At 57.1% G+C, this 5901-nt stretch carries 3 protein-coding genes and 1 pseudogene; 2 read left to right on the top strand and 2 right to left on the bottom strand.

The window, feature by feature from the left end; genetic code table 11:
- Window positions 1–465: 465 nt before the first annotated feature.
- On the bottom strand, window positions 466–2328 hold the full coding sequence (locus ACFORG_RS20735) for an adenylate/guanylate cyclase domain-containing protein (protein WP_386737482.1): 1863 nt from the start codon (window positions 2326–2328) through the stop codon (window positions 466–468).
- A gap of 90 nt (window positions 2329–2418) precedes the next feature.
- Window positions 2419–2586 (bottom strand): recombinase-like helix-turn-helix domain-containing protein, encoded by a 168-nt coding sequence (locus tag ACFORG_RS20730; RefSeq protein ID WP_386737485.1) that lies wholly within the window; start codon window positions 2584–2586, stop codon window positions 2419–2421.
- A 245-nt stretch (window positions 2587–2831) separates the two neighbouring features.
- Between ACFORG_RS20730 and ACFORG_RS20725 the strand changes: the two are divergent.
- Together ACFORG_RS20725 and ACFORG_RS20720 are read left to right on the top strand one after the other, a co-directional pair.
- Window positions 2832–3005 (top strand): annotated as a pseudogene (locus ACFORG_RS20725) (IS110 family transposase); the annotation flags it as partial.
- Window positions 3006–3462: 457 nt separating this feature from the next.
- The coding region (locus ACFORG_RS20720; protein ID WP_386737481.1) for a calcium-binding protein at window positions 3463–5901 on the top strand (2439 nt) is incomplete at its 3' end.

Genomic DNA, 5901 nt, shown 5'->3' with positions numbered 1-5901 from the left:
TCCGTGAACTTCGATGCTTTCATGCGATTCCGCTCCTCTCCCAGCCAAGGAAATTTAGCGGACAACTCCAGCTCCGAACGATCCAGTTTTCAGGGGGCAGAGCATAGAGTCTTCAGCCCCCGCCCTCTGTTCCCGACAACCCCCGGTCCAAATTGTGGCCGCGCAAGAAACTGGCGACCACCCGGCGGTCCCGATGAGGCCTCGTAGAGATCTGACCCACCCCCTCCCAGCGAACACATTGCAATCGTGTCTGAGAGGTCCCAGTGGCTGAGGGAATGATACCAGATCCATCAATCGCTTGTAAGGTCGGCATCATCCGACAATTCACGACACCAGCGTATAGGGGCAACCTCTTCCGCTGATTTTTGGCTGTCTCCAGAGGTGACGTTCATTGTGACAAACGCCATAGTCAGGAATACGGCCGAAGCCGCCAGCCAGCTTCGGCCGTTCGAGTCCAACAAGGAGTCACTTTTCAGGAACGTCGGCCAGCTGCAGCGAGGAAACTGACATTTCGAGATAGCTAGGGTCGTTTACGTAACCAAACCACGCCAAAAAGGTTTGTATTGTGATCCTCGAAGGGTTTGACTTGAGCTCTTTCTGAACCTGCAACCTTGCGTCCTCAACAGCTCCGAGTTGCACAAATGCTATGGCCAAGGACATAGAGTAACCATAGTTGGGGCTCTTGCCATAAAGCGCCAGAAATACATCTCTGGCTTCCTGCCAACGCTCAAGCATCAAGTAGGTTTGCCCCAAATATACCGCAAAAAAATCAGGGTAAAACGGTTCAGCCCTTATAGCTTGCATCAAAAGCTCCAGACCACGCTCAGGATTTCCCGATGCAGAGTAGACCCATCCGGCCAGGGCCGTCGAGGTTCCGTCATGTGGACTTTTGATCAGTATGTGATCTGCGTGCTCGAGAGCGGAAGGATAGTTCCTTTCCAACAAGTCCAAGTGGGCCAGCACAGGATGTCCCACTCCGGTTTCCGGTGAAAGGCTATTTGCGGCTTCAGCGTTCTTGCGTGCGTTTGCGAAATCTTTTTCGGGGTCGTCGGTCAATCCTGCCGATATTCGAAAAAAACTTGCCCACGCGAGAATAGCGTAAGGAAGCGAAGCCTTGGGGTTTCTCTCAATAGCCCTGTTCGCCAAGTTTATTGCCCGTTCGATGCTCTCTGGCGTACCCGATTGATATTCGGCGATCATCTGACCAAAGAGGTTGTAGGTTTCCAGATCACCTGCATCGACAAAAACCAGACGCGCTTGGTCTCCAGCAATCATTTCGACGCTTAGTTCAACAGCGATTTGATCGACGATTTCGTCGTAAACCTTAAGAAGGCCCTCGGTCGAAAGATCGCGCTTGAACGTCTCAGCCCACAGGTGAACGCCTTTCAATGCGTCAATGAGGCGTGCCGTGACGAGCAGTTGCTCATCGTCAGTTTGGAAGCTGCCTTCGAGAACGTACCGAACCCCCAACTCCTCCGCGATCGTCTGAATCTTCGTTGGCGTTCCCTTGTACGAAAAGCTCGAGTTTCTGGAGATCACGAAAAGCTTGGGATTTTGAGCCAGACCGGTAATCACGGCCTCGGCCAGCCCATCCCCGATGTAGGCCGTCGACGAGTCGCCTGACAGGTTCTCAAAGGCCATCACGGCTAATGATGGTTTGCGCGGCAGTGCGAAAGCGAGTTCTTCCGGATTAATCGGATCAATGCCTCGTCTCTGTTGCCACCAAAGAAATCCTGCGATTATAGCGATTGTAACCACTACCGCTGCAATCCAACGGGGCCTGTTTGGTCCCCGCGGAACTGGCGCAATTGGCACTCCATCCACCACCTGATAGACCCGCACAGGAGCGGCGATGTTCTTCAGCTGCTTCTCACCCAGCGACTTGTAGGCGACATCCACATTCGCTTTCAACACATCGTAAGCCGTACCGGAGACGACCACGCCCCCGGGCTCGGCAAGCCCCTCCAGCCGCGCAGCCACGTTTACACCGTCGCCGTAGACATCCCCATCGTCGAAGACCACGTCTCCGAGGTGGACCGCCACCCGATATCGGATCTTTTCATCATCGGGAATATCTTCCTCCCGCACGGCCATCTCGGCCTGAACGGACACAGCGCACTGGACGGCTTCTACCACCGATGAGAACTCGGCGATAAGACCGTCACCAGTGAGCTTCACGATACGACCGTTCTTGGCGGAAATCGTTGGTTCAATGAGTTCCTGCAGGTGACGCTTCTGGCGCTTGAGAGTCCCTACCTCGTCTCTCTCAATGAGACGAGAATAGCCCACCATATCGGCGGCGAGGACAGCAGCAATCCGGCGCTCCATAGGACAAAGATATCACAGCGGAGCGGAATTTTAGAAAGAGTCTGCTTTGCGCTCGAACCGGTCTTACGCTGCTATTTGAGCAACGTCCATTTACAGTTTGGCTGGCATCTGGAACTTATTGCCACCATTCGACTTCAGTCGCTGCAACAGGTTCTTTACCGTCGAGACATGCCATCGGCCTCCGCGTCGGGTTCTGATGCCGCGTGCATTGAGGACCTCCACCATCGCGCGGAGGGTCTTATGCCCCTCGGCCCGGATCGACGCGATGACGGGGGCGAGGTCGCGGGCGAAGGCGTCGGCGTTTGCGGTGACCGTGCGACGCAGGGCGGAACCGTCCTCGCCGGAGCGTCTCAGCGCGGCGGCACCGTTGGGGCTGCCGAGCTTGACGCCCGGGCCTTGGCGGCGGCGAGTGCCTCCTTGGTACGGTGGGAGATGGCCTCGCGTTCCTGCTGGGCCACCAGCGCCATGATACCAACGGTCAGATCATTGGCCTCGGGCACAAGCTGCTCTACGAAGCGGCCAATTCGATCCTGACGCGCAGTCGTGGCAACTTCACCCTCAAAACCTGGGCCCAGAAGATCGCCAAACGCCGAGGCATGAGAAAGGCGCGCGTGGCGCTTGCCAGGCGGCTAGCTGTTATCATGCACGCGATGCTGCTTGACGGCACATTGTTCTAAGCGTGTGGTGAGATAGAAATCACTTGTCAGCGGAGAAGACGGAAAGCTGATCCGAGGGCGGTGTTCCGAGAGGGAATGCAGTGACGAACGATCTGCGAAGGTTACCGGATGAGCCTAAGTGCCCGTTTCGAGTCGATGCAATGTTCGGCCTTGTGAAACCCGATACAGCATGATCGCCTCAAAGCAATCAGTGCGGACAGATCCTTGAAACCCTCAAGGGAAACACCGCCAAGCTCCGCAAATTACAGATCCGTCCGTCAAACGCCGGTTCAACAAAGACGCGTGCCGGAGAGGCTTGCCCGGCGCTCAATGGTTCGTCAGCGTAACCGCGACGGCTTTCGATTTGGGAAATGTCAGATGAAAGCAAAATCCGGACAGGCAGGGAAAGTTTGACTCATGATTTTTTTCCCTCATAGTGCATACCATTTTTTTAAGAAGCAAATTTCGGGAGGGGAAAATGTCCATTCTGACCAATGGGACACCGGGTAACGACACGATTTCAACGGGTCCAGAAGACGACATCATCAATGGCCTGGGTGGCGAGGACATCATTGAGTCTGGAGCCGGCAACGACACCGTTAATCCGGGCGAAAACAACAGCTTTGACTACACTGACACGGGAGCCGGTGATGACGTGGTCATCCTGACTGATACCGGGGCAGGCTTTCAGGTCGTGGGTTTCAGCTCTCTGCCAACTGGCGTCACGGTGAACATTGATGGTGTCGCCAATTCCGCGACCATCGACAAGGGCGCAAATGGCACCACCACCGTGACTGATGTGCAAGTGGCGATGTTGGCCGGAGGCTTCATGGTTCAGGGTTCGAACCATGATGACGTCTTCAACCTCACCGGGGTCGACGGCGGCTTCGCCATGATGCGCGGCATGGCCGGCGACGACACGTTCAACATTGTCGCCGGACCCGGTACGGTGCGACTGGATTACCGCGCGACATCCGTCGCGACCGGAATCGTGGCCGACCTGTCCACAGGTATCGTGAGCGAAGACGGTTTTGGTGGGCGCGACACAATCACGGGAGATACGCTGGACCAGATTCGAGGCACTAATCTGGACGACACCATTCTCGGTTCTGCCGAAGATGATCATATCCGTGGCAGTGGAGGAAATGACAGCCTGACTGGTGGCGACGGGTCTGACACGCTGCGAGGTGGTGCCGGTGATGATGTGCTCAACCCTGGTGACAATGATGATTTTGATGAAGTCGATCCCGGAGCCGGCAACGATACCATCATCCTTTCCGACCTTGCAAACGGGCATGTGTTCCTGGGGAACTTCGAGCTTGAGTCCGGGATAACGGTGAATGTCGATGGGGCCGCGAATACCGGAAGCGTTGACAAGGGCACGGCGGGGACGACGTCGCTTGTTGATGTGCAGACCCCGATGCTTGGTGGTGGGGTTGGGATTGCCGGCAGCAATTTCGACGATGTGTTCAACGTGACGGTGGCAGAAGGCGGCTTTGCATATGTCCGCGGATATGCCGGAAACGATACCTTCAACATCAGTGATGATGCCGGGCGCTTGAGGCTTGATTACAAATCGAGCTCGGTTTCCAACGGGGTGGTTGCCGACCTTGGCGCGGGTATCGTCAGTGAAGACGGTTTCGGAGGAAGTGACACAATAACCGGCGCCTCTGTCGATCGGTTTCGCGGCACAGATCTCGATGACAGCATTAGCGGTGGTTCCGGTGACGACGGGATCGAAGGCGTGGGAGGAAATGACACCATCTTTGGTCGTGGCGGGGACGATTTCCTGGATGGGGGCGACGGCAATGACATCCTTAACGCGGGAGATGGTGCAGATACACTGCGTGGCGGTTCAGGTGATGATACGCTGGTTGCAGGAAACAGCGACGGGTACTCCGAGCTGGACAGTGGCTCAGGTGACGACCGCATAGAGTTTGCTGGCACGACTGTGGGCAGTTTTGTACTCGCACACTTCTCACTCGGTTCCGGCGTCTCGATCATGGTTGATGGCGCGAGCAACACTGGGAGCATCGACAAGGGGGCAAACGGAACCACGACGTTGGTCGATGTCCGAAACCCGATGGAAAGTGAGCACCTGTGGCTGTTTGGGAGTTCCCATGACGATACAATAACGGCGACCGCCTCGGACGACGGTGACATTCGTATTCGCGGTTATGCCGGCAACGACACGATCGAGGTGGGAACCGGGCCTGGGCGTGTCCGGCTGGATTACGACTCAAGCAGCATATCCAATGGCATTGTTGCCGATTTTGGTGCCGGAATGGTCAGCGAAGACGGGTTCGGCGGCTCCGACACGATTTCCGGAGGGCCGGTTTGGGAATACCGTGGCTCGCGGCTGGACGATGACATCACCCTGACCGATGGTGACGACCGTCTGCGTGCGAAGGATGGCAATGACACTGTTGACGGAGGGGCAGGTCACGACACTGTTCTCTTCGACTCCAATGCAGGCGATGCTTCCATCACGGAAACGGCGCCGGGATCGGGTGTGATCCGTGTGATCAGCGCCGAAGGCACCGACCTTCTGAGCAACGTGGAAGAGCTGGAATTCAACGACACCGCGCTCCTGGTCTCGGAACTGTTCCCTGCCGGCGGGACCATCGAGGGCACGCCGGGCGCCGACACGCTTCAGGGGACCGAGGGTGACGACGAGATTCTCGGCCTTGCCGGGAACGATGTCCTGCGCGGGCTGAACGGGGCCGACTGTCTCGATGGCGGACCCGGCGCCGACACGCTGAACGGAGGCGACGGAGATGACACCATCACCGGCGGCCCCGACGGGCACGAGGCCGACCAGCGCGACGTGATCTATGCGGGTGCGGGCAATGACTTGGCCGAGGGCGGTGGTGGCAATGACCAGATCTTCGGCCAGGAGGGCAACGACACGCTGGCG

The sequence above is a fragment of the Lutimaribacter marinistellae genome, from assembly GCF_042648365.1.
Classification (GTDB): Bacteria; Pseudomonadota; Alphaproteobacteria; order Rhodobacterales; family Rhodobacteraceae; genus Lutimaribacter_A; species Lutimaribacter_A marinistellae.
This window is presented reverse-complemented; position numbering and strand designations above follow the sequence as displayed.

Coding starts and splice junctions, on each gene's coding strand:
- ACFORG_RS20735 (WP_386737482.1), bottom strand. CDS start 2,328: ATGGAGCGCCGGATTGCTGCTGTCCTCGCCGCCGATATGGTGGGCTAT.